This window comes from Oceanobacillus alkalisoli, from assembly GCF_022213125.1.
Taxonomy (GTDB): Bacteria; Bacillota; Bacilli; order Bacillales; family Amphibacillaceae; genus Oceanobacillus; species Oceanobacillus alkalisoli.
Genome location: NZ_JAKNRA010000006.1, coordinates 142,471 through 161,682 on the forward strand (window position 1 = coordinate 142,471; position 19,212 = coordinate 161,682).

The 19,212-nt window shown below is 36.4% G+C and carries 21 protein-coding genes and 2 pseudogenes; 4 read left to right on the plus strand and 19 right to left on the minus strand.

Annotated elements, in window-relative coordinates; translation table 11 throughout:
• Window positions 1–258: 258 nt before the first annotated feature.
• Window positions 259–795 carry a ribonuclease H-like YkuK family protein gene (locus L3V42_RS10030; RefSeq protein WP_235762326.1) on the minus strand — a complete coding sequence of 179 codons (537 nt, stop codon included), beginning with the start codon at window positions 793–795 and terminating at the stop codon, window positions 259–261.
• 196 nt (window positions 796–991) lie between these two features.
• On the opposite strand from L3V42_RS10030, the gene yidA reads away from it, so the two are divergent.
• Window positions 992–1,807: a sugar-phosphatase gene (gene yidA, locus L3V42_RS10035; RefSeq protein ID WP_235762325.1), complete on the plus strand. Its 816-nt coding sequence runs from the start codon at window positions 992–994 to the stop codon at window positions 1,805–1,807.
• Window positions 1,808–2,067: 260 nt separating this feature from the next.
• The gene (gene cypC / locus L3V42_RS10040) at window positions 2,068–3,309 is read left to right on the plus strand and encodes a CYP152 family fatty-acid peroxygenase CypC (protein WP_235762324.1); all 1,242 of its coding nucleotides are present in this window, start codon (window positions 2,068–2,070) and stop codon (window positions 3,307–3,309) included.
• Window positions 3,310–4,095: 786 nt separating this feature from the next.
• Here cypC and L3V42_RS10045 read toward each other — a convergent pair.
• A pseudogene (locus tag L3V42_RS10045) lies at window positions 4,096–4,650 on the minus strand (LLM class flavin-dependent oxidoreductase); the annotation flags it as partial.
• A 202-nt stretch (window positions 4,651–4,852) separates the two neighbouring features.
• On the opposite strand from L3V42_RS10045, the gene L3V42_RS10050 reads away from it, so the two are divergent.
• Window positions 4,853–5,158, plus strand: coding sequence for an iron-sulfur cluster assembly accessory protein (locus L3V42_RS10050; protein WP_238471908.1), 306 nt, complete (start codon window positions 4,853–4,855; stop codon window positions 5,156–5,158).
• 99 nt (window positions 5,159–5,257) lie between these two features.
• Here the strand turns inward: L3V42_RS10050 and L3V42_RS10055 are convergent, their stop codons facing one another.
• The 14 genes from L3V42_RS10055 to L3V42_RS10120 form a co-directional block, all read right to left on the minus strand.
• On the minus strand, window positions 5,258–5,455 hold the full coding sequence (locus L3V42_RS10055; RefSeq protein ID WP_238471909.1) for a hypothetical protein: 198 nt from the start codon (window positions 5,453–5,455) through the stop codon (window positions 5,258–5,260).
• A 250-nt stretch (window positions 5,456–5,705) separates the two neighbouring features.
• Entirely contained in the window at window positions 5,706–5,942 is a 237-nt protein-coding gene (locus tag L3V42_RS10060) for a glutaredoxin family protein (RefSeq protein WP_238471910.1), read from the minus strand.
• Between the two features lie 54 nt (window positions 5,943–5,996).
• Window positions 5,997–6,383: a DUF302 domain-containing protein gene (locus L3V42_RS10065; protein ID WP_238471911.1), complete on the minus strand. Its 387-nt coding sequence runs from the start codon at window positions 6,381–6,383 to the stop codon at window positions 5,997–5,999.
• A gap of 45 nt (window positions 6,384–6,428) precedes the next feature.
• Window positions 6,429–6,728, minus strand: coding sequence for a rhodanese-like domain-containing protein (locus tag L3V42_RS10070; protein ID WP_238471912.1), 300 nt, complete (start codon window positions 6,726–6,728; stop codon window positions 6,429–6,431).
• A 15-nt stretch (window positions 6,729–6,743) separates the two neighbouring features.
• On the minus strand, window positions 6,744–7,103 hold the full coding sequence (locus L3V42_RS10075) for a rhodanese-like domain-containing protein (RefSeq protein WP_238471913.1): 360 nt from the start codon (window positions 7,101–7,103) through the stop codon (window positions 6,744–6,746).
• A gap of 4 nt (window positions 7,104–7,107) precedes the next feature.
• Window positions 7,108–7,404: a rhodanese-like domain-containing protein gene (locus tag L3V42_RS10080; protein WP_238471914.1), complete on the minus strand. Its 297-nt coding sequence runs from the start codon at window positions 7,402–7,404 to the stop codon at window positions 7,108–7,110.
• Between the two features lie 102 nt (window positions 7,405–7,506).
• Window positions 7,507–7,767 (minus strand): metal-sensitive transcriptional regulator, encoded by a 261-nt coding sequence (locus L3V42_RS10085; RefSeq protein WP_238471915.1) that lies wholly within the window; start codon window positions 7,765–7,767, stop codon window positions 7,507–7,509.
• Window positions 7,768–7,966: 199 nt separating this feature from the next.
• Complete coding sequence (locus L3V42_RS10090; protein ID WP_238471916.1) at window positions 7,967–8,746, minus strand: sulfite exporter TauE/SafE family protein; 780 nt, start codon at window positions 8,744–8,746, stop codon at window positions 7,967–7,969.
• A 397-nt stretch (window positions 8,747–9,143) separates the two neighbouring features.
• Window positions 9,144–9,371: a sulfurtransferase TusA family protein gene (locus L3V42_RS10095; protein ID WP_235762313.1), complete on the minus strand. Its 228-nt coding sequence runs from the start codon at window positions 9,369–9,371 to the stop codon at window positions 9,144–9,146.
• A 50-nt stretch (window positions 9,372–9,421) separates the two neighbouring features.
• Window positions 9,422–10,549, minus strand: coding sequence for an MBL fold metallo-hydrolase (locus tag L3V42_RS10100; RefSeq protein ID WP_238471917.1), 1,128 nt, complete (start codon window positions 10,547–10,549; stop codon window positions 9,422–9,424).
• A gap of 83 nt (window positions 10,550–10,632) precedes the next feature.
• The gene (locus L3V42_RS10105) at window positions 10,633–11,028 is read right to left on the minus strand and encodes a DsrE/DsrF/DrsH-like family protein (RefSeq protein ID WP_235762311.1); all 396 of its coding nucleotides are present in this window, start codon (window positions 11,026–11,028) and stop codon (window positions 10,633–10,635) included.
• 12 nt (window positions 11,029–11,040) lie between these two features.
• Window positions 11,041–11,592, minus strand: a complete 552-nt coding sequence (locus tag L3V42_RS10110) for a sulfurtransferase TusA family protein (RefSeq protein WP_238471918.1) — start codon at window positions 11,590–11,592, stop codon at window positions 11,041–11,043.
• Window positions 11,593–11,859: 267 nt separating this feature from the next.
• The gene (locus L3V42_RS10115) at window positions 11,860–12,105 is read right to left on the minus strand and encodes a hypothetical protein (RefSeq protein ID WP_235762309.1); all 246 of its coding nucleotides are present in this window, start codon (window positions 12,103–12,105) and stop codon (window positions 11,860–11,862) included.
• A 302-nt stretch (window positions 12,106–12,407) separates the two neighbouring features.
• On the minus strand, window positions 12,408–13,976 hold the full coding sequence (locus L3V42_RS10120; protein WP_238471919.1) for a BCCT family transporter: 1,569 nt from the start codon (window positions 13,974–13,976) through the stop codon (window positions 12,408–12,410).
• Between the two features lie 312 nt (window positions 13,977–14,288).
• Here L3V42_RS10120 and L3V42_RS10125 point away from each other — a divergent pair, with 312 nt between their 5' ends.
• On the plus strand, window positions 14,289–14,537 hold the full coding sequence (locus tag L3V42_RS10125) for an LAGLIDADG family homing endonuclease (RefSeq protein WP_238471920.1): 249 nt from the start codon (window positions 14,289–14,291) through the stop codon (window positions 14,535–14,537).
• Window positions 14,538–15,055: 518 nt separating this feature from the next.
• Here L3V42_RS10125 and L3V42_RS10130 read toward each other — a convergent pair.
• The 3 genes and pseudogenes from L3V42_RS10130 to L3V42_RS10140 form a co-directional block, all read right to left on the minus strand.
• A pseudogene (locus tag L3V42_RS10130) lies at window positions 15,056–16,441 on the minus strand (TniQ family protein); the annotation flags it as partial.
• A 188-nt stretch (window positions 16,442–16,629) separates the two neighbouring features.
• The gene (locus L3V42_RS10135; protein WP_235761428.1) at window positions 16,630–17,784 is read right to left on the minus strand and encodes a TniB family NTP-binding protein; all 1,155 of its coding nucleotides are present in this window, start codon (window positions 17,782–17,784) and stop codon (window positions 16,630–16,632) included.
• On the minus strand, window positions 17,785–19,032 hold the full coding sequence (locus L3V42_RS10140) for an integrase catalytic domain-containing protein (RefSeq protein WP_369412882.1): 1,248 nt from the start codon (window positions 19,030–19,032) through the stop codon (window positions 17,785–17,787).
• Window positions 19,033–19,212: the final 180 nt, after the last annotated feature.

Below are 19,212 nucleotides of genomic sequence, written 5' to 3' on the forward strand. Positions count from 1 at the left end.
TATAGCTTCTTGAATCAACTTCCTGCCCGCATTCTGGACACGATACTTGTTCATGTCTATTCATTTTCGCCCCTCCTTTTATATAACAATTTTATTTATTAACCTTTTGTTATAATACAGTCTATTCGATTTTAAATTATAATGCAACACCTTTTTTAAAAAAGATTGAAAATAGTTTATTGAAGAATCTGTTCTTCGTCAACAAAGCCTTATGTACAAAGCTTTAAAGCTCTTAATATATTTTGTTTTTTCTAAAACTTATTTTGTATACCGATTCGCGTAAGAACTTGCCACAAATGCCTCCGGTTTAATCTTTGCTTCAATTCCAAGTGCTTCCATACGTGCAAGCATTTCATTTACAAAGATTCTTGTCTTATTTTTATTACCTGAGCCAATATCAATATGCCCTTCAATCGTTAATGAAGCACCTCGATAAATGTTCGGCAAAATAAGCTCAATTAGCTCATCCTTCCGTTCCTCTGTAAACATCCCGACAATTTCTTCCGTCAATGTTGTCTCATAAGAAATCCGTTCATGAAGATGATCCATTCTTCTTGGAACAATCACTTTTCGAATACAAGCCCATGCTCCTTTCGTTTCACACTGTATGACAATCCCTGTAATAAAACGCGTATAAGTTGGATGGACCTGGGAATCTGTTCCAAACATCAATTTATAATTGCCATATCGATCCTTCTCCATGAAACTTTTAATATACCGAAACACTTCTTGAAATGACATATTTTTCCTGCTTAAGTTCTCAAAGGTAAAGTTGTACAAGTGAAAATTTTCCAAAACGGTAACCTCCTCTTGTTTCTAAAATATGTTTATTTACATCCGTTGATTCAATTATAGTCACATTGCGATTTAATTATTATTAAATTCAGGTAAATTTTCGCCTATCCTCACTTAATATAAGCAAGTGCAAGAAATGATATTCAGCCGGATTTATCGTATAATGAAAGCAGTACAAAAAGAATGGAGCGTATAGATGTATAAACTAATTGCAATTGATATGGATGGTACGTTATTAAACGATCATCACCAGGTTTCTAAAGAAACAAAAGATACCTTAATGAAGGCAAAAGAACATGGAGCAAAAATTGTGCTATGTTCCGGCAGACCAATTGTCGGGATGCGTCAGTATATTGCCGATTTAAATTTGAATGAAGCGGATGATTATGCGATTGCATATAACGGTGCTTATATCGAAAATACAAACACCGGAGAAGTTGTTTCCGAATTCTCTCTGGAATATAAGCATCTTGTAGAACTTCATGATTTAAGTGTTGAGTTGAACGTACCAATGCACTATTTCGATCATGAAGAACTTTATACCCCTAATAAAGCAATCAGCAAATACACGGTACTCGAATCCTTTCTGAATGATATCTCGTTAAATTACTGCCCGGTTGATGAATTTCCGAAAGAGCAATCGATACCAAATATCATGTTTATCGATGAACCAGTGAAACTGAGTGAGGCTCTTAAACAGTTACCAAAAGAACTCGCGGATACGTATGCAATGGTAAAAAGCGCACCGCATTTCGCAGAATTCACCCATCTAAAAGCAACAAAAGGAAATGCTGTAAAACGATTGGCTGAAAGGCTCGGCATTAAGCAAGAGGAAATCATGGCAATCGGGGATAACGGCAATGACAGATCCATGATTGAATATGCCGGATGCGGGGTCGCAATGGAAAACGCCATCCCAGAATTAAAAGAAGTAGCCGATTACCAAACCTTAACAAACAACGAAGACGGAGTAGCCCACGCCATCGAAAAACTCCTCCTCGCAAAAGCATAAACGGGACACGGGGTCAGAGCAATTGTCCCAGTTCTGTACATCTCTACCCTAACCATGTAAAAAGCGAACCAGACTTCTGGTCCGCTTTTTTATTTCCCTCCGTTACCTGATAAACCTTCGTCCTTTCACAATATGGATATGGGTCATTTATTCACCTATATTTTTAGAAATTACAGAGATTAAGTTTAGCCGGAAGCCTGAATGGATAGTATCAATAATAGGACTAATGTTTATTTTTTTCATATTTAGGAGTGGTTTATATGACTCATGAAATGCCTCGCGACACAGGAATGGATAACACCTTTAAGATACTGAAAGACGGATACATGTATATCATGAATCAGCAGGAACGTTTTAATTCTGATGTGTTTGAAACCCGTCTGCTTGGTCAGCGGACTATCTGTTTAACAGGCGAGGAAGCAGCGGAAATTTTCTATGATGAGAATAAATTTCAACGAGAAGGAGCTGCTCCAAACCGGATCAAAGAAACATTGTTCGGTAAGGGCGGTGTGCAAGGGCTTGATGGAGAAGCACACAAACATCGGAAAGCCATGTTTATGTCAATCATGTCCCGCGAAAACCTGCAACACTTCAATCAGCTGTTTAAACAGCAATTACGTCTTGCGCTAAATAAATGGGAGCGGAAGGACGAGATAATCTTCTATAAAGAAATCCGAGAGGTATTAACACGCGCGTCCTGTCTCTGGGCTGGAGTACTTGTTGAAGAAGATATGGATAAATTGACAGATGAAGTCGCGACGTTGTTTGAATCAGCTGCAAGTGTCGGTCCCCCACATTGGGCTGGGAGAATGAACCGAAATAAATTGGAAAGACGGATAAAAGGATTAGTGGAAGATGTGCGTAACGGTAAGATCGATCCACCTGAACCTAGCGCTTTATACAATTTTTCTTGGCATCAAGATCTCGACGGAAACTATCTAGAACCTGAAATAGTGGCAGTCGAAGTGCTTAATATTATCCGCCCAATTGTTGCAAATGCCGTCTATATTAATTTTCTTGTCCTAGCTTTGCACAAACATCCGGACGAGTTGAAAAAAATCAAAACTGCTGATGACGAATATACCAAAATGTTTATTCAAGAAGTCAGGAGAGTCTATCCTTTCTTCCCGTTCCTCGTAGCGGTTGTAAAAGATGATTTCATTTGGCGAGATTTTACATTTAAAGAAGGTACGTTAACATTATTGGATCTCTACGGCACGAACCATCATCCGAAAAGCTGGGATAATCCCGACACATTCAATCCCGAACGATTTAGAGATTGGAGCGGCAGTCCTTTCTCCTTCATCCCTCAGGGTGGTGGCGATCATTATCTCGGTCATCGCTGTGCAGGTGAATGGGTGACATTGGAGATTATGAAGACAAGTCTGGATTTTTTAGTTAACCAGATGGATTACAACATTCCGGAGCAAGATTTAAATTTAAGCATGAATGAAATTCCAAATGCACCTGAAATTGAGCTTATTCAGATTAGAAAAAAATAATTTCCTTGCTATATGGATGGCATTCACTTATTAGATATTTAGATTCGCTTTTGTCTGATAGAACCTTTCTATGAGACAAGGTTTCTTGACTAAGAGCCAACCTTGTCTATTAGAACCCTTCTATCAGACAGTTTTCATAACTAAGAGCCAATCTTGTCTATTAGAACCTTTCTATGAGGCAATTTCACAGATTCAGAGACTGATTGTGTCCCATAGAGCACCATTACCACTACCAAGTCATAATTGCGAGGACAAACTTTGAATAGTATTTCATTCAGTATACCTTTTACCCATAAGTAATACTCTGGTTCCCTCTCTTCTTCCAGCAAAATTCTGTCCTAAATGCCCCTATTCCAATAACTTCTCTTTATCTTATATTGTGAAATATAAACATACAACCTGCTATTAGTAATTGGAATAAACTCTGCTACACTAGGGAATGAGATCCACTACATAAATAATGCAATATATACTTTAATGAATTTCATAATACGTATTTAATGCTTCACCATCACCATATGTAGTTGAGTTGGTTCGTTCCCAACTACATATGGTGATGGCAAAGCCGACTTTGGTAATTATGAAATTCATTCACTTAAGAAAACAAAACAGAAAAAAGAGGAGAAAAGCAATGAAAGAACAATTCTCACACTATAAAAAGCTATTCCTGCATTACTATATTGCAACTGCGATTGCAGCACTGCTCTTCCGCTTAGCAGCAAGACACGAACAGGAATTGTATTATCTTCCGAGTTCCCGCATATTCACCTGGAATTTTCTGGAGGGAGGTTTCGGTACAACATCACCTTTCGTTAAATTTACTCTTTCCGTTTGGATTTTCGGGAATGTTTCCCTCCATAATTACTTCATCACCGTGACGGATTCTCTAAATAAAGCCGCTCGTTCCTCACGCTCTACTTTAAATGCTGGAAATTCAATAGGACAGTCTCCAGTAGCGATGCCAAATAAGAATCGTTGATGTGATAATTCATCTAGGGAAGCGGCTAATTTTGCAACGTGAAGCGGATGTCTTAATGCTGTAACCGTACTCGCCGTTCCAAGCGCGATGTCTTTCGTATGTGCAGCAATATAAGATAAGTAAACATGAGGCTCATAGAGACCACCGACATCACCAAAATCCGGATCATATAATGGAGAATCTCGCACAAATAATGCAGCAAAACCTAGATTCTCCACCATTTTCACGAGCTCCATCTGACCGGCTAAATCCATTTCAGGTAAGCTTCCCGTATAAGATTCTAAAGGAAGTATTAATCCTATTGTTAATTTATTTTCACTGAATGCTCGTGCAAAACCACGATGCGATTGAAACTTATTCATATATATTCTCCTTTAAATCGTTAGACAACTACCTCTTCCTTTCATCGTACTTTTAATTCTAATATAGAATTAATTAACTTTATACCAAAAATACTTGAAGTATTTATATTTTTATTATGCCATGCTAATGCTAAAATAATGACACCCAATCAAATTTTATGAGATAATAAACCATACCATTTTAATGATTGGAGATTTTTCTATGAGATGCAAAATTAATCGGAATGCAGCGAAAGAATTACATAAAATTCTTGCGCAAGACGATGCTGAAGGTAAAATGATTCGTGTATACATTACAGAGATGCACGGCAATCATGCCCATTATGGCATCAGCCTTGATACACCAAAAGAACATGATGAAATCGTGAAGACCGACAAAGATATTGATATTTTACTGGATACCCGTGAAGATTTGCTTGACGGTGTTTTCATTCAATACTTCTATGTCGGTGATCACCCAGGATTTACGATTACAAATCCGAAAAAAGGTGGACATGTCCATCATTAAGAGTATAGGCGCATTAATGATTCATGCGCCTATGACTTTTCCTTTTATACATTGCCCCAGTAGGGTATGAATATCTATTTTAAAAAAATAAACTTAGGATTACCCAATCTTTTTCAACATATTCATAATTTCATCCTTGTTATTTTCAAACCCAATAAAACATTTGACTAGCTTTCTTTTACCAAATAATCCTTTCTTATAAAAAGCAAGCATCGGAACGATTCGGGTGCCAGATATTCCCTTTAAATCTTCTTCTAAGCTAATATCTTCGCTAACATCTTTATTAGCATAATGCATGTTGTTAGAAGATAAATATTTCTTTGCTTCCTGGCAATCGGAACAGGTTGTCTATCAATCATCCAGAAGCTTAAAGGAACTAAAATCTAAAATTAATCATTACATGGTTTACTATAACAATTACCGTTATTAAAAAAGAAGACCCCTATTCAATATAGAGATCATCTCTTAGTTGCATAACTCTCTTTTTAAAGTGTCCTTGACATGGGTACCAGTTTACTTACTCACCCTTCCAATTTCATTTTATATTTTATTGTTTAATCGTTTCAAGGATTCTCTCTGGATCAAAGCCAAGAATCCATTTACCATTGATTTCTGTTTGAGGAACCCCCATTTGTCCCGTTTGTTCCACAACCTTTTGCATCATAGCGGGATCGTTCTCAACGTTTACTTCCTTGAATGGAATATCTTTTTCATTTAAGAAATCCTTCACCATTTTGCAATAGGGACACTGCGTTGTTGTATATACTGTAATATTATTTTCCATTTTAAAACCTCCATTTGGTTAATTTTTTTGTCCATTTTCTTCTCTTTACTTTCACTACTTGCTCTTATCCATACAAGCGATTAATCTATTCTCAATATCAGCGGCAATTTCCTTTAAAGTGTCATCCTCAACCATTTGGATTAAAGCGCTTGGCTTTGGCATACCTATTTTCGTCATTCCTTGATTATCTTCGTAAACAACGATCTTGCAAGGTAGAAAATATCCAACGAGTTGATTTGCTGATAAAATATTTTGCGCTTCTTTAGGATTGCACACCTCTAAGACTGTAAATGGTTTTTCTAAGTTATAACCTTTATTTTCTAATGTTTCTTTCACATTAAACTGCCACTGTACACCAAACTTTTCATCCTGCAAATTGGCTTCAAGTGTTTGGATAGCTTCTTCGATTGATTTTACCGTTTCTACAGTATAATGAAACACGCTAACCATCTCCTTGTTATAACTTCAGTTTATGCAACTGATATTTTACTCCTTTTCACCGCGCCAGTTATTCATACCGCCTATCATGTCCAAGGTCTTATAGCCTAATGCCTCTAAAATTCCGCAAGCTGCTTTACTGCGATTGCCGGATTGACATGTAACGATATAGGTTTTATCCTTATCTAACTCATTTGTACGTAAAGCAAGGTGACCTAACGGAATATGCTTCGCGCCAGGAATTTTACCAGTTGCTACTTCACTCCCCTGACGCACATCAATAACGAATATTTCTTCACCGTACTGAAGGCGTCTAGCTACCTCTTCAGGAGTTACTTGTTTCGCCACAATACTCTTCCTTTCTTATACCCAGGCACCCATTCCGCCCTTAACATTGGATATTTTTTGAAAACCTTGTTTCTTAAGGATTTTTGCGGCTTTTGCACTTCTCATTCCGCTTTGACAGATGACGACTACCTCTTTTTCCTTATCTAGCGACCCTGCTTTACTAGCTAGATTAGAAAGCGGAATATTTTTAAATGGTTTTCGGTGATTCGCTTTATATTCACCAGGTGTACGAACATCAATAAATTGCACATTGTTATCCTTGAATTTATTCTTAGCTTCCTGAACACTTATATTCATAATACCTTTTACCGGCATGAAACGATTGACGATAAACAAAACAATGATAATTATTAGAACCCATTGAATCATACTCATTTTATTATTCTGTTTCTCCTTTCCAATCAAGCATGCCGCCTGCCATATTTGTTACATTGTAGCCGTTTTGGATAAGGAAATCACATGCGCTCCCGCTTCTGCCGCCGGACCTGCATACCATATAGTAATGTTCATTTTTATTCAATTCATCTAGACGCTCTGGAATTTGGCCGAGTGGAATATGTTTTGCTCCTGGGATAATGCCCATTGCTACTTCTTCATCTTCCCGAACATCGATAATATTTAACTTTTCTTCTGCTATTCGCTTTGTTTCTAATTCTTTTGCTGTAATTTCTTTCATTTAAAATTTCCTCCTACACTTTTTAACACGTGGCCCATACGGCCATGTTTATTATTGAATAATAAAAGCTCACCAATTCTTCTTTGTTCATAGTTACTGAACTTATCTGCTCTTTACCAGTAAATCTACAGCTTCTTTCACTACTCGTTCTGTGCCTTCACCATTTGCTATATTTTCTCGTACACATTGTTCTAAATTCATACTTGCAATTAAACCAATTGTACGGTCTACTGCGCTTCGTGAAGCAGATAACTGAGTAATGACATCTTTACAGTCTTTGTTTTCTTCGATCATGTTTAAAACGCCTTTAACCTGTCCTTCAATACGTTTTAGCCGATTCACAACTGCTTTGTCATATTCCATTTATTATCACTCCCTATTTCAGCACAGAAAATTACCTATTCTATTTTAAAACCTAAGTCCTTTTTTCTGTTTATTGAATGAATTTCATAATTACCAAAGTCGGCTTTTCCATCACTATATGTAGTGTAGTTGGAAACGAACCAATTCAACTACATACGGTGATAGTGAAGCATTAAATACGTAGAATGAAATTCATTATTTAGATTAAAATATCAAACCAAATCTTTATAGCAGTCCCGGCGATCATAACCGCTAATATAACTTGTAAAATTCGCGTATTCATTTTTTTACCGGCTTTTGCTCCGAGTGGAGCGGCGAGCAGACTTGCGACAATCATAATTAATGCTGGCCAATAATCTACTTGACCGGTAACGAGTTTACCTGCACTTCCTCCTATAGAAGATATGAAGGTGACAGCTAAACTTGTTGCTATTGTCATTCGTGTCGGAATGTGTAACACGGTCAGCAATATAGGTACGAGCAAGAATCCACCTGCAGCACCAACGATGCCCGAAGCTACTCCAACTATTAAAGCCCATATTGCTGCCAGTGGTTTATTGAAAGTCACCTCATCAAGCGGCATATCGTCTACTTGCTTTTTCGGTATAAACATCATCACAGCAGCAATGACTGCCAAAACACCGTAGACGATATTTACTGCTTGCCCTGATAAAAAGACAGAACCATAACTACCGATGAGACTACCGATTAAGATGGCTCCCCCCATATAGATAATGAGCTGCTTGTTCAGGTAACCTCCTTTACGGTATGCCCATACCCCTGCGATTGATGCGAACAGTACTTGTACAGCACTTATCCCCGAAACCTCATGCGCGGTAAGAGCAACTAAACCAAATAATGGCGGTATATATAATAGCATCGGATATTTAATGATGGAACCGCCGACACCTAACATGCCGGATAAAAATGACCCAATAAATCCAATCGCGAATACAACGATGATAAATGTTAAATCCATCAATTAACCTTCTTTCTAAAAGATCAAAGGCGTAAGCGCCCGTTTAGCAACGTACAAACTGTGCCTCCCAGGATGGGAGGTAGTTCGATGTTGCTCCAGGAAGGGGCGAACTTAATCGAACCTCCTTTTACCGGAAGGGAGATAAAGGAAACTCAGGCGGCGATAGTGAGTCGATGTTGACTTTCACCACAAGGGTATAAGTGCGACTAAGCCTCTGGCTGAAGCCAATCGGCAAGTCTTCTTTATCGATTAGAGGAGTGTGAAGTTTGATAGTTGCTGGGCGCTGGAGCCGGACGTGGCTATTGATAAAAATTCTAGTTAACCACGACATTTTCAATTAGTATTTTTTAGAAAACTAGAAAAGCGAGTAGGGGTTCTACTCGCTATTTGATTTTCTTTATACTTTTTGGATATAGAAATAGAGAATATCATCTTCTGTTTTCTGTTCTAATAAAGTATGCCCTCCAGATTTTGCCCAAGCTGTAATATCGCTTAGCGCACCTTTATCTGTTACAAGTACTTCAAGTATTTCACCGGAATTAATCGTATCTATCGCTTTTTTCGTCCGCACAACAGGCATTGGACATGCAAGACCTTTCGCATCTAATGTTTTTGTAATGTTCATTTTATCTTTCTCCTTTATTATTTAGTTTCGAGCTAATATCTCCGTGATGCTTATCTGACCGCACAACGGTTTGGACCAATCTCCATTTCAGTTTGTTCATCATGGTCGGGGGCGACTTTCCCCATATTCACTTGACGAATCCGTTCGTGTGAATTCGGATGTGGTGGCAAGTTATCTGTTACAGTGCGACGGAATTCTTCTTCGTCTTTAATATTTAAACCATGGTTTTCTTTAAATAGATCTCCTAAGCGTCTTGCTACGGTACCATCTTCATTTAATTCATCGATAATCATGAAGTGTGCAGGTAAGACTACTAGGTCTTCTGCTAACTTACGGTAACGGGAATATAATGTTTCGCGCAAGTCACCTACCCAGTCTTCCGCGACTCCTGCTAAGTCTGGACGGCCAATAGAGTCAATGAATAAGATATCACCTGTTAATAAGAATTTATCATCAATCACAAATGATGTGGAACCGATCGTGTGACCTGGTGAGTATAGTGCAGTTACATCAATTTGGGATGCCCCGATTTTCACATTTAGATCATCTGTAAGAGCTGTGTATTCAAATACTACTTCTGTAGCGTCTTCTGGTGGCAGATAATAAGTTGCCCCTGTAGCAGCTGCAATATGACGGCCACCTGAGATATGGTCCGCGTGCAAGTGTGTATCAAACACATGCTTGATTTCTACACCTTTTTCTTTGGCAAAGTCGATGAATACATCCGTAAAACGAACTGCATCGATAATTGCTGCTTCTCCTTCAGAGATTACCATATAGGATAAGCAACCTTTACCAAGACGGACAAACTGATATAGTTCACCGCCGTTATTTAAATCAGCAACTTTTACTGGCTCTAAATAACTGCTCCAAGATTTCATTCCACCTTTAAGATAGGCTGCTTCACGGCCCGCTTCCGCTAACATTTCGGCAACCATGACCGAAGATCCTTCCTTCGCACAAACAACGAGGACTTCTTTGTCAGTTGGAAGTTGTGGGAGAATCTCTTCCACACCATCTAATAGTTCAAAGTATGGAACATTTAAATAATCGAATTTATGTCCCTCAATTTTCCAATCTTGGAACGCATCTTCATTGCGTACATCCAAAATAAAAAGCTCTTCATTATCAATAACTTTTCTAGCAACTTTTGCTGCTGACCATTTTTGTACTGTCACCTTTACAGTTACCCCCCTAGGTATATTTACATTTATTTTTTTGCAGTGGGGCAATCCCCACTGCGTGAAATTTATTCATCCAATTAGAACGTTAATGTTGGTGCAGCTTCTTTAGCGAATTCGATGAATGTTACAGCTCCACCAACTTCGATTCCATCTACGAAATCTTCTTTTGTAAGTCCCATTACGTCCATTGTCATTTGACAAGCAATAAATTTAACCCCTAACTCCTGAGCCATTTCCACTAGTTCTGGGATTGTCGGAGTGTTTGCTTTTTTAAATCCTTCAGCAAAATGCTCCTTGCCAGCTGGCATTTCTAACTGATGCATTCCTTGCTTGTGAATTAAGTTTAATCCTTCAAAAGTGAAAAAGATTTGTACCTCTTTTTCTGAAGCTGCTGCTGCTGTTGCGATATTGAATACTTTGTATGCATCAAACAATCCACCGTTTGCTGCAATAATAGCTACTTTTTCTGACATTATATATTCCTCCTAAAAATCTTTTGTTATTTTCCCGTTCCACTCATTCATACCCGAAAGAACGTTATACACGTTTGTAAAACCATTATCAGCTAAAAGCTGTGCCGCTAAGTCAGAGCGGTTTCCGGTACGGCAAATCACATAAATTTCTTCATCTTTATCCAATTCTTGCATACGGGATTCTAGTTCTCCCATCGGGATAGATTTAGCACCTTCTATATGACCAAAGGCATATTCCGCTGCTTCACGCACATCTAAAATCAACCCGTCACGAGATTCTAATTCCTCAAGTGAAATATTCTGTCCGAATGCTTTTTCCACTTTTGGCTCATTCGAACCTTTGCGGATGTAATGATAAAGTACATCAGCTTCTTCCACTGTTCCTAAATATTGATGCCCAACTGAACTTGCCCAAGCAGTTAAATCTGCTTTTGATCCTTTGTCCGTTGCTTGAACTTCTAAAACTAGTCCTTCTTCCAGATCTTTAATTGCGTTTTTAGTTTTTACAACCGGCATTGGACAAGCAAGCCCTCTTGCATCTAGATGATGATTTGCTTTAATCACATCATTACCCCCCTTGGTATTATTTATTTTAAAAAAATATTAGACACCTATTATACCTGCACGGGTATAATTATTGGAATTAAAATAGTCGTTCTTTATGACGACATTTATAAGGTATCCTTCATTCATTTCCCACTAGAGGAAAATCAGTACATAACCTATGTTATACCCCCTCGGGTAAAATGTCAACCGTTGAACTTACATTTTTTTTGCTTCACTGTTTGATCCCTAGTTTATGCGTTTATCTTGCTGAGCATTCTTTTTAAATCACAGCATTAATAAAATTATTGTAACAATCCCGATTACTACACTGAACGTTAAGGCAACATTCATTGCGGAATCATAATTACCGCCAAAACGACTCGCTCCAATTTGGAATAATAGGATACCGACTGCGGTACCTGTAACTTGTCCAAAGTTCCGCATCGTTGCAATGAGGCTTCTAACAATTCCAGATAGACTGACAATCCCTATCGTAAACTGAGAATTTTTGAAAAAGCTTAGATTGACCATTGGATCCTGCGCTTTTCGTTCTGCAGTGAAAAAAGCAATCCATGAAATTGCTGAAATGACGATTAGCAGAATACCGGTTAAACTGGTTTCGATGGCATGACTTGATATGGGACGAATCGTCGCAACCTAAATATCCATACAATCGCCGTGCTAAAACAATATCTTGCAAAAAAAGGGACGGTTTCTCCTCGGCTTCGCGCTACAGTGAAATTGATTTAATTTGTAAATTGCCGCTAAAACTCAATTAGCATTCAAGTAAAAAAGACACAGGGACTTTGCTTTTAATCCCCGTGTCTTACTTTTTACTTATTTTTTTCATCTTTTACTCTGTTCATATATTCCCTCATTCGTTTTTTGTCAGGGGTAATACTTAACCCAAGGTACTTCCTCTCTTTATTCGCATCTTTATATAGGGAGATCGCCATCAATATAACGACGACACTAAATGGCAATGCAGAGATGATTGCTGCAGATTGTAATGCATTCAATCCCGTTTCTCCACCTGCTAATAACAGGATAAAGGAGATTGCCGACAACGCAAGTCCCCATATAACTTTTATCATCCCTGTAGGATTTAACCTGCCAAAGGCTGTCTGCACACTTATAACAAATATTGCAGAGTCAGCAGAAGTTATAAAGAACGATGCAACAAGTATAACCGTAAGAATTGATAATATAAGGCTGAAAGGCAATTCATTTAAAATACCAAACAGCTGGGTTTCCGGTGGCATGTTAAAGATTTGCGGAGCACTTTGCGCTACCTCCATACCCGTTAGGCCGAACCCACTGAACCAAAAGATACTTACCAAAGTCGGGACGAGCAGCACTGCAAAGATAAATTCCCGGATTGATCTGCCGCGGGAAATCCTTGCAATGAATAAACCTACAAATGGACTCCAGCTCAACCACCAGCCCCAGTAATAGATGGTCCATGAGTGCATCCATTCCCGTTTTTGCTCGTTTAACGGGGCGACATCCAAACTATTGAACAACAATGAGTCCAGATAAGCGCCAGTCGTACTGGTCATCATATTTAGTATAAATAACGTCGGCCCGAGTATTAAGACAGCAAGGAACAAGAGACCAGCCAGAACCATGTTTAAATTACTTAAGTATTGGATCCCTTTACTTAATCCGCTCCATGCACTATAAATGAACAATACAGTAACGATTGCAATGATGATGCCTTGGACTAGCTGATTGTACGGTATCCCGAAAAGATAGTTCAATCCCCCATTGATTTGCATCGCCCCTATTCCTAGGGAAACAGCTACACCAATAACCGTTGCAAATACGGACAATACATCAACAACCGTCCCGATTGGACCATCTACCCGATCCCCTAAAATAGGCCGCAATGTTTTCGATATTAAACCAACCTCGCCTTTTCTGAATTGTGAATAAGCTAAGGCAAGTGCAACAATGCCATAAATCGCCCAAGGGTGGAATCCATAATGCAGAACAGTCGACCTCATTGCCTCAGCTAACGCTTCTGTTGTTTCAGGGTCTGCTGTAGGTGGGGAGAGAAAATGGGATAATGGCTCAGATGATCCGTAAAAAACGAGTCCAATCCCCATCCCTGCGCTAAACAGCATGGTAATCCATGATACCGTATGAAATTCAGGTTTATCCTGTGGCCGACCGAGCTTAAGTTTACCAATCGGGCTTATACCTAAAAATATACAAAAGAATAAGATCAATGTAAATACAGTCATATAATACCAGCCAAAAGTGTCCGAAATCCACGCACCGATAGCACCGGAGGTATTACCAAATTGCTCAGAGAATACAGCACCCAACAGTACTAATATCCCGATTACAATCGAAGCATAAGTAAACACACTCGAAAATTGTCTTTGTTTCCCGCTCATATAAACATTTCATCCTCTTCGCAAGCTAAGGACAAGGGGTCAGAGCACTTGTCCCACTTTTTTTAACTACAGATATTTTCCCTGCTTATTGTTCATAATGCCCTTAATAAAAGAGCCATAAACATTCTTTCGTAAATGGCTCGTTTAAATGGATTCGTACGATAATCTAAAGCAAATATTTTTGACATTAGACAGACTATATCGTGCCCATATTCAAAGCTAACATAAATATAAATCCTTTACAATAATCATTATTTTAGTTACATTAAAGAGAACATAGGTTTCTATCACATTTATCAAGGGGTTAATTAAATGGAGAAATGGGAAGCTGCTTATCTAGCGGGAATAATCGATAGTGAAGGTAGTATAACTCTTACAAGATTACATAACAATGAAAATCGAAAACCCTGTATTTCCGTATCCTCTACTGATAAAGAGCTCCTAGTTTATCTACAAAAAGTGATTGATGGAGGTGCAATTAATAATAAGAAAAATTACAAACCGGACAAACATAAAAATTCATATACGCTATACTTCAAAAAAAGACAGACGTCTATTTAATACTAAAAGAGACATATCCATTTCTAAGAGTAGAACAAAAGAAAAATAGAGCATACTTGATTCTTAGTAAATATGATTCCGTGACACCGAGAAATAGCAAATACAATCACGAACTTCTTAAAAAAAAATTATTATTTAAACAAGACTTTTTTAGTCTATAGAATCAGACAACTTATTTTAAACATGTGACGTAAAACATATGACTTCATAAAATAAACCATAAAGCTTCCAAACTAAGAGCCACAAGGATTTGACACCTTTTTAAGGATTTATCTTATTTTATAAAAACATATCTAAAAGAAAATTGAGAATAAACCCTAGTTATTTTATACTTTAGGAAACTTTATGGTTAATGTTTATACTTTAGGAAGTTTTATGGTTTTTCTAATTCCGTCATTTTATAAAGTTGATTTTACTGTTCATCAATTCACTTCTTCATCACCAGAGAGCAAAATAACAATATAACTTGCTTTAATAACCTCAACTAAGATTAGATGTTACTTCCAAGAAACATTACATTATAATTTATATCCCAAAGATTTTAATATTTGTTTTCTATATGATTCAAAATGACTTTCTAAAAAAATATTAGGTTTAGAAATTACTTTTTTAATCTTATATATACTTGGATAGATATCTTTACGATGCAAATCTAGAATAATTCCTTTTATTTCATCTTCATAACCTTTGATTCTTTTAATCTTTTCTTCTGCTATATACAGTTTGTACCTTTTAATAATCATTTGGCATAACTTAGGATTATATTTTTGTGCCGTTCTGACAGAAATCCCATAGTCGTCTAAATTTTTCTTTAAACTCTTAGGGATTTCTTGGTCTAGAATTTCTTTTAAAGTATTTTCAATATCCTTTTTTCTTTGTGTAAAGGAATTTTTCCTATATAAGGCTGAATTATCCATAATTAATTGGGTTAAATATGGATAATTTTGTTGAGCTACCGTTCTACTAAATCCTCCTTCCTTACATACTTTCTTTAAACTTTTAGGAACTGAATTTGTATAAGCAGCCTCCCTTAAATAATTCTCAATTTCTTTTACACTCTTTCTACTAACCTGTCTTTCTCTAACAAAATCATCGACTTCCACTTTCAAATATAAATCTTCATTTGAAATTATTTCATAAATTGTGCATCCTAGTTTCTGTGCTAAATGCAATAATTTTTCTGGATCAGGGCTTCTTTCCTTATTTAGCCAATAGTACAATCCTGAGTAATTTACTCCTAAGAAAATTGAAAATTGCCGAATACTATCAAATTCTAATTGCTCTCTTAGTTTATTTAAAAAATCACCTATATAATCTCTATTTGGAAACGAATATAATGCTGGTGCAACTTCTAATAACTCTTTATAATTTTCCAAAATGAAGTTTTGACCCTTTAAAGATATTTTGTTATCATAAGAACCACTTTCTCCCAGCCACTGAAAGCAATGCTGACAATATCCAACCACTAAATTGCTATGAATATAAGCCAACTTCTCTCCACAGGAAGGACAATATTCCTTTAATGTTATCTGATGTATATCGCATATTTTAATGTCCGAAATGCTCCAAATTAGTGGCTCATATACAATCCCTAAATCTTTTTGAAAACTTTCCAAACATAAAGGACACCATCTTCTTTTATGATAAACTACATTCTTATTAAATATACCACTCCAATTAATCATTGTTGTATATTGAATATCCTCCCTACCTGTTAATAGTTCGATATTCTGAATAAGCTCTAGGCTCAATACAGAAAAGCCATTCATCAGATATTCTCTGTAAGTATTGCCTCGTTTGGACATCTTATTTTTTATATCTACATTTTCCATAACAGGTGAAAAAACTCCCCTAAGCAACACTGTTTCTTGGACATTATGTTTTTCTGCCAATCTAGCAATATAGCTTGATAAACTTTAAACATATGGTGTACCAATTCCTATTGGATTCAAATTGTATAAGACACTTCTTGTAGTTAGAAATTTATTATGCTCTGTCCTGTTATTTTGTAAACTTTGAATACTACTCTCCATTTTTTATACCCCCAAAAAAATAAAAATTGAGTATGAAATTCCTCTCAATTTTTACAGTTCTATTGAATATGTCGCATTGGTAATTCTGTGCCAACACTATCTCTCTCAGGTTTTCTTTTACCTGGAGTTTTATTAATCTTTCTTTCTCTCACTACTTGTTCCTCATTTTTATTTATTCCTAATAGTTCTTTAAGTTTTTCTTTATCTTTATCGCTATCTTTAAATGCTAATTCTCCTTCAATTGCCTCTTTCCCTAATGTTAATAGTTTTCTTGTCTGCAATGCATTTCTTTTTAAATTATCATAAGTTATTGTTTTCTCATCATGTTTAATTGCATCTGAAAGGCATCTTTGCAACCAGTTCTTTAATATACCTGCGCAACCGATAGATCCCTCATATAGATACTCTGAATGTTTATATAAGTTTGGTTCTACTTCGACTGGTAATAGCTTTTGAAATGTAAACAAAAGGGATTTAAACGTTTTTCTATCTTCTTCCTTAGCATAATCGTATCTTGGAAAGTGAATTTCTTTAACTCGCCTAGACAACTGTCCATCTAAATTAAAAACAGCATTTAAATCATAAGTTCCAAATAGAACAATTTTTGTATTACTCATATTAGCAAGTGACTTAATTGAATTAAATTGCCTCTGATTTTTTTCACTGTTCCCTCTACTTTCGGAGTCAATCTTAAAAAAATGTTGGGCTTCATCAATTAAGAGTGCTTTTGTTTTTCTGTAATAAAAGGCATTTTCAATAGATCTACGCAACTCGGCTGCAGTCCCAACATTTCCTGGTCTACTATTTTTTTGATTATTTTTATATTTGTACACATCGATCTTATTATCAATTAAAGGTTCATTTAATGATGAAAGCGCCCTATAATAAAAATCTTTCCAGTTAAACTTTCCCAGATCTGGATTTGGAAGCTCTATGCCAGAAATCGGAATAATGCTTTTATCTTCTTCAAGTTCTTTCTTCATTTCTTTAAACACAGATAACATCGTTGCTATAAAGAGTCTAGATTTCCCTACTCCAGATGGCCCAACTACCATAATAATATTTTGTGACCCGTTATATATCTCATTCTTTAATTCATCTAAAACTTGTTGCATTTTAGGATGACTTACTGTGAAATCATTAAAGTAATCTTCACGTTCCTTTTTAGATTTGGATAATAAATTTTCATCAAATAATCTTTGTTTTTTTGTCATTTATATCAACTCCCCAAAAACCTCAAGCTCATCATCATCTTTATAAATATCCTCTGCATCATTTAAATTCTCATCATCCACATTTTCTGTAATCGGATGAGTACGCTTGTCAACTACCTTCAAATTTGCTTTTGTTGAGGACAATTCTTTTTCGTTAATAAGTTCCTTTTCAATTTCCTCCGATTCAAGTATATAGCTAGCTATCATTCTATCTGTTATTGTATTGTTCTTAGAATATATTTTATTGTTTTGTCTAATCCCTTCCGCAATAAGTTTGATTTGATTTTCCGTCTTACCATCTAGATATTTATATTGTGCCGATTTACACTTAATCCATTGACCCTCAATATGCGCATAAGCTATTGCAATATTGAATGGATCATATTTAACTTGAATATTTGTACTTTCTACTTTGGGATCACGAAACTGTTCACACCAATAATAAGAATAATTTAGTTTTATGCCTTGACCCGGAAAAACTTTCCTTGTATTCACTTTAGGAGAAGGTAATGTCGTTAAAATGAATGTTTCATTATAAGGTATATAGGTATGAAGGCGACTTCCAGAAATTGCGATGGATTCCTCAAATGCTTCCCTAGGCGTTTGATGTAGTGACGGATTTTCAATATGATCATATACAGAGCTAAACCAGTTATCGAGTCGCTCAGTTAATGTTTCCAGTGTCCAAACTGCATGATTTTTTGGATTAACTGATTTAGTTACCTGTCTAACATTCTTCATAATTTGCGTATTACCTTTTAAGTTATGGACAAACAATTTATTAGTTATACCAAATAATCTTTCGACTACGTTACCAAATCTAGCTTTGGCCGGTGGTCTTTCTTTTTTATGAACACCGTAAAGAGCAAGTAATGATTCAAAATAAACACTATTAAATTCTTTTCCTCCATCTACAACTATATAATTTGGTAATCGATTATAATTCTTTACACATTCTCTAATAACCATCATAGCTGATCGGTAGGAGGGGGCTTCAAAAGTTAAATAAAATGCAAGAATTCTCCTTGAATAAGCGTCGATCATTAAAGAAAGCCAAGGTCGGATCGAACCATTACCAATATCCAGTTCAATATCTAACTCCGTATGATCAATATGTGCATATTCAAAAACTCGTTCCCCATGTTTAGGTGTTGTAAATTCTAATTCAGTATAAAATTCTTCGTATTTATAAGAAGCTCTTCTACCTTTTCTTGCCCTTTCAACTTCATATTTCGAACGGTGTTTAATCGCTTTACAAAATGTTGCATATGATGGTGCATAAAGATTTAATTCTTCACACTTGTAACTGCTAAACTAGACTCAACAGTTTTCCACAAATAAGAGTAAACAGTTTTCACCAATTAAGACTAAACGGTTTACTAATTCCATATCCCTTTCGGTATACTTAAATCGGAGTATGTCGAAGGG

What these genes read in the sequence shown, in the direction of transcription:
- L3V42_RS10135 (WP_235761428.1), bottom strand. Translation starts at nt 17,784, where the DNA reads ATGACAAAAAAACAAAGATTATTTGATGAAAATTTATTATCCAAATCT.
- L3V42_RS10055 (WP_238471909.1), bottom strand. Translation starts at nt 5,455, where the DNA reads ATGCATTATGCTAATAAAGATGTTAGCGAAGATATTAGCTTAGAAGAA.
- yidA (WP_235762325.1), top strand. Translation starts at nt 992, where the DNA reads ATGTATAAACTAATTGCAATTGATATGGATGGTACGTTATTAAACGAT.
- L3V42_RS10085 (WP_238471915.1), bottom strand. Translation starts at nt 7,767, where the DNA reads ATGGAATATGACAAAGCAGTTGTGAATCGGCTAAAACGTATTGAAGGA.
- L3V42_RS10115 (WP_235762309.1), bottom strand. Translation starts at nt 12,105, where the DNA reads ATGGTCAATCTAAGCTTTTTCAAAAATTCTCAGTTTACGATAGGGATT.
- L3V42_RS10080 (WP_238471914.1), bottom strand. Translation starts at nt 7,404, where the DNA reads ATGAAAGAAATTACAGCAAAAGAATTAGAAACAAAGCGAATAGCAGAA.
- L3V42_RS10120 (WP_238471919.1), bottom strand. Translation starts at nt 13,976, where the DNA reads ATGAGCGGGAAACAAAGACAATTTTCGAGTGTGTTTACTTATGCTTCG.
- L3V42_RS10075 (WP_238471913.1), bottom strand. Translation starts at nt 7,103, where the DNA reads ATGAGTATGATTCAATGGGTTCTAATAATTATCATTGTTTTGTTTATC.
- L3V42_RS10095 (WP_235762313.1), bottom strand. Translation starts at nt 9,371, where the DNA reads ATGAACATTACAAAAACATTAGATGCGAAAGGTCTTGCATGTCCAATG.
- L3V42_RS10050 (WP_238471908.1), top strand. Translation starts at nt 4,853, where the DNA reads ATGAGATGCAAAATTAATCGGAATGCAGCGAAAGAATTACATAAAATT.
- L3V42_RS10105 (WP_235762311.1), bottom strand. Translation starts at nt 11,028, where the DNA reads ATGTCAGAAAAAGTAGCTATTATTGCAGCAAACGGTGGATTGTTTGAT.
- L3V42_RS10125 (WP_238471920.1), top strand. Translation starts at nt 14,289, where the DNA reads ATGGAGAAATGGGAAGCTGCTTATCTAGCGGGAATAATCGATAGTGAA.
- L3V42_RS10060 (WP_238471910.1), bottom strand. Translation starts at nt 5,942, where the DNA reads ATGGAAAATAATATTACAGTATATACAACAACGCAGTGTCCCTATTGC.
- cypC (WP_235762324.1), top strand. Translation starts at nt 2,068, where the DNA reads ATGACTCATGAAATGCCTCGCGACACAGGAATGGATAACACCTTTAAG.
- L3V42_RS10090 (WP_238471916.1), bottom strand. Translation starts at nt 8,746, where the DNA reads ATGGATTTAACATTTATCATCGTTGTATTCGCGATTGGATTTATTGGG.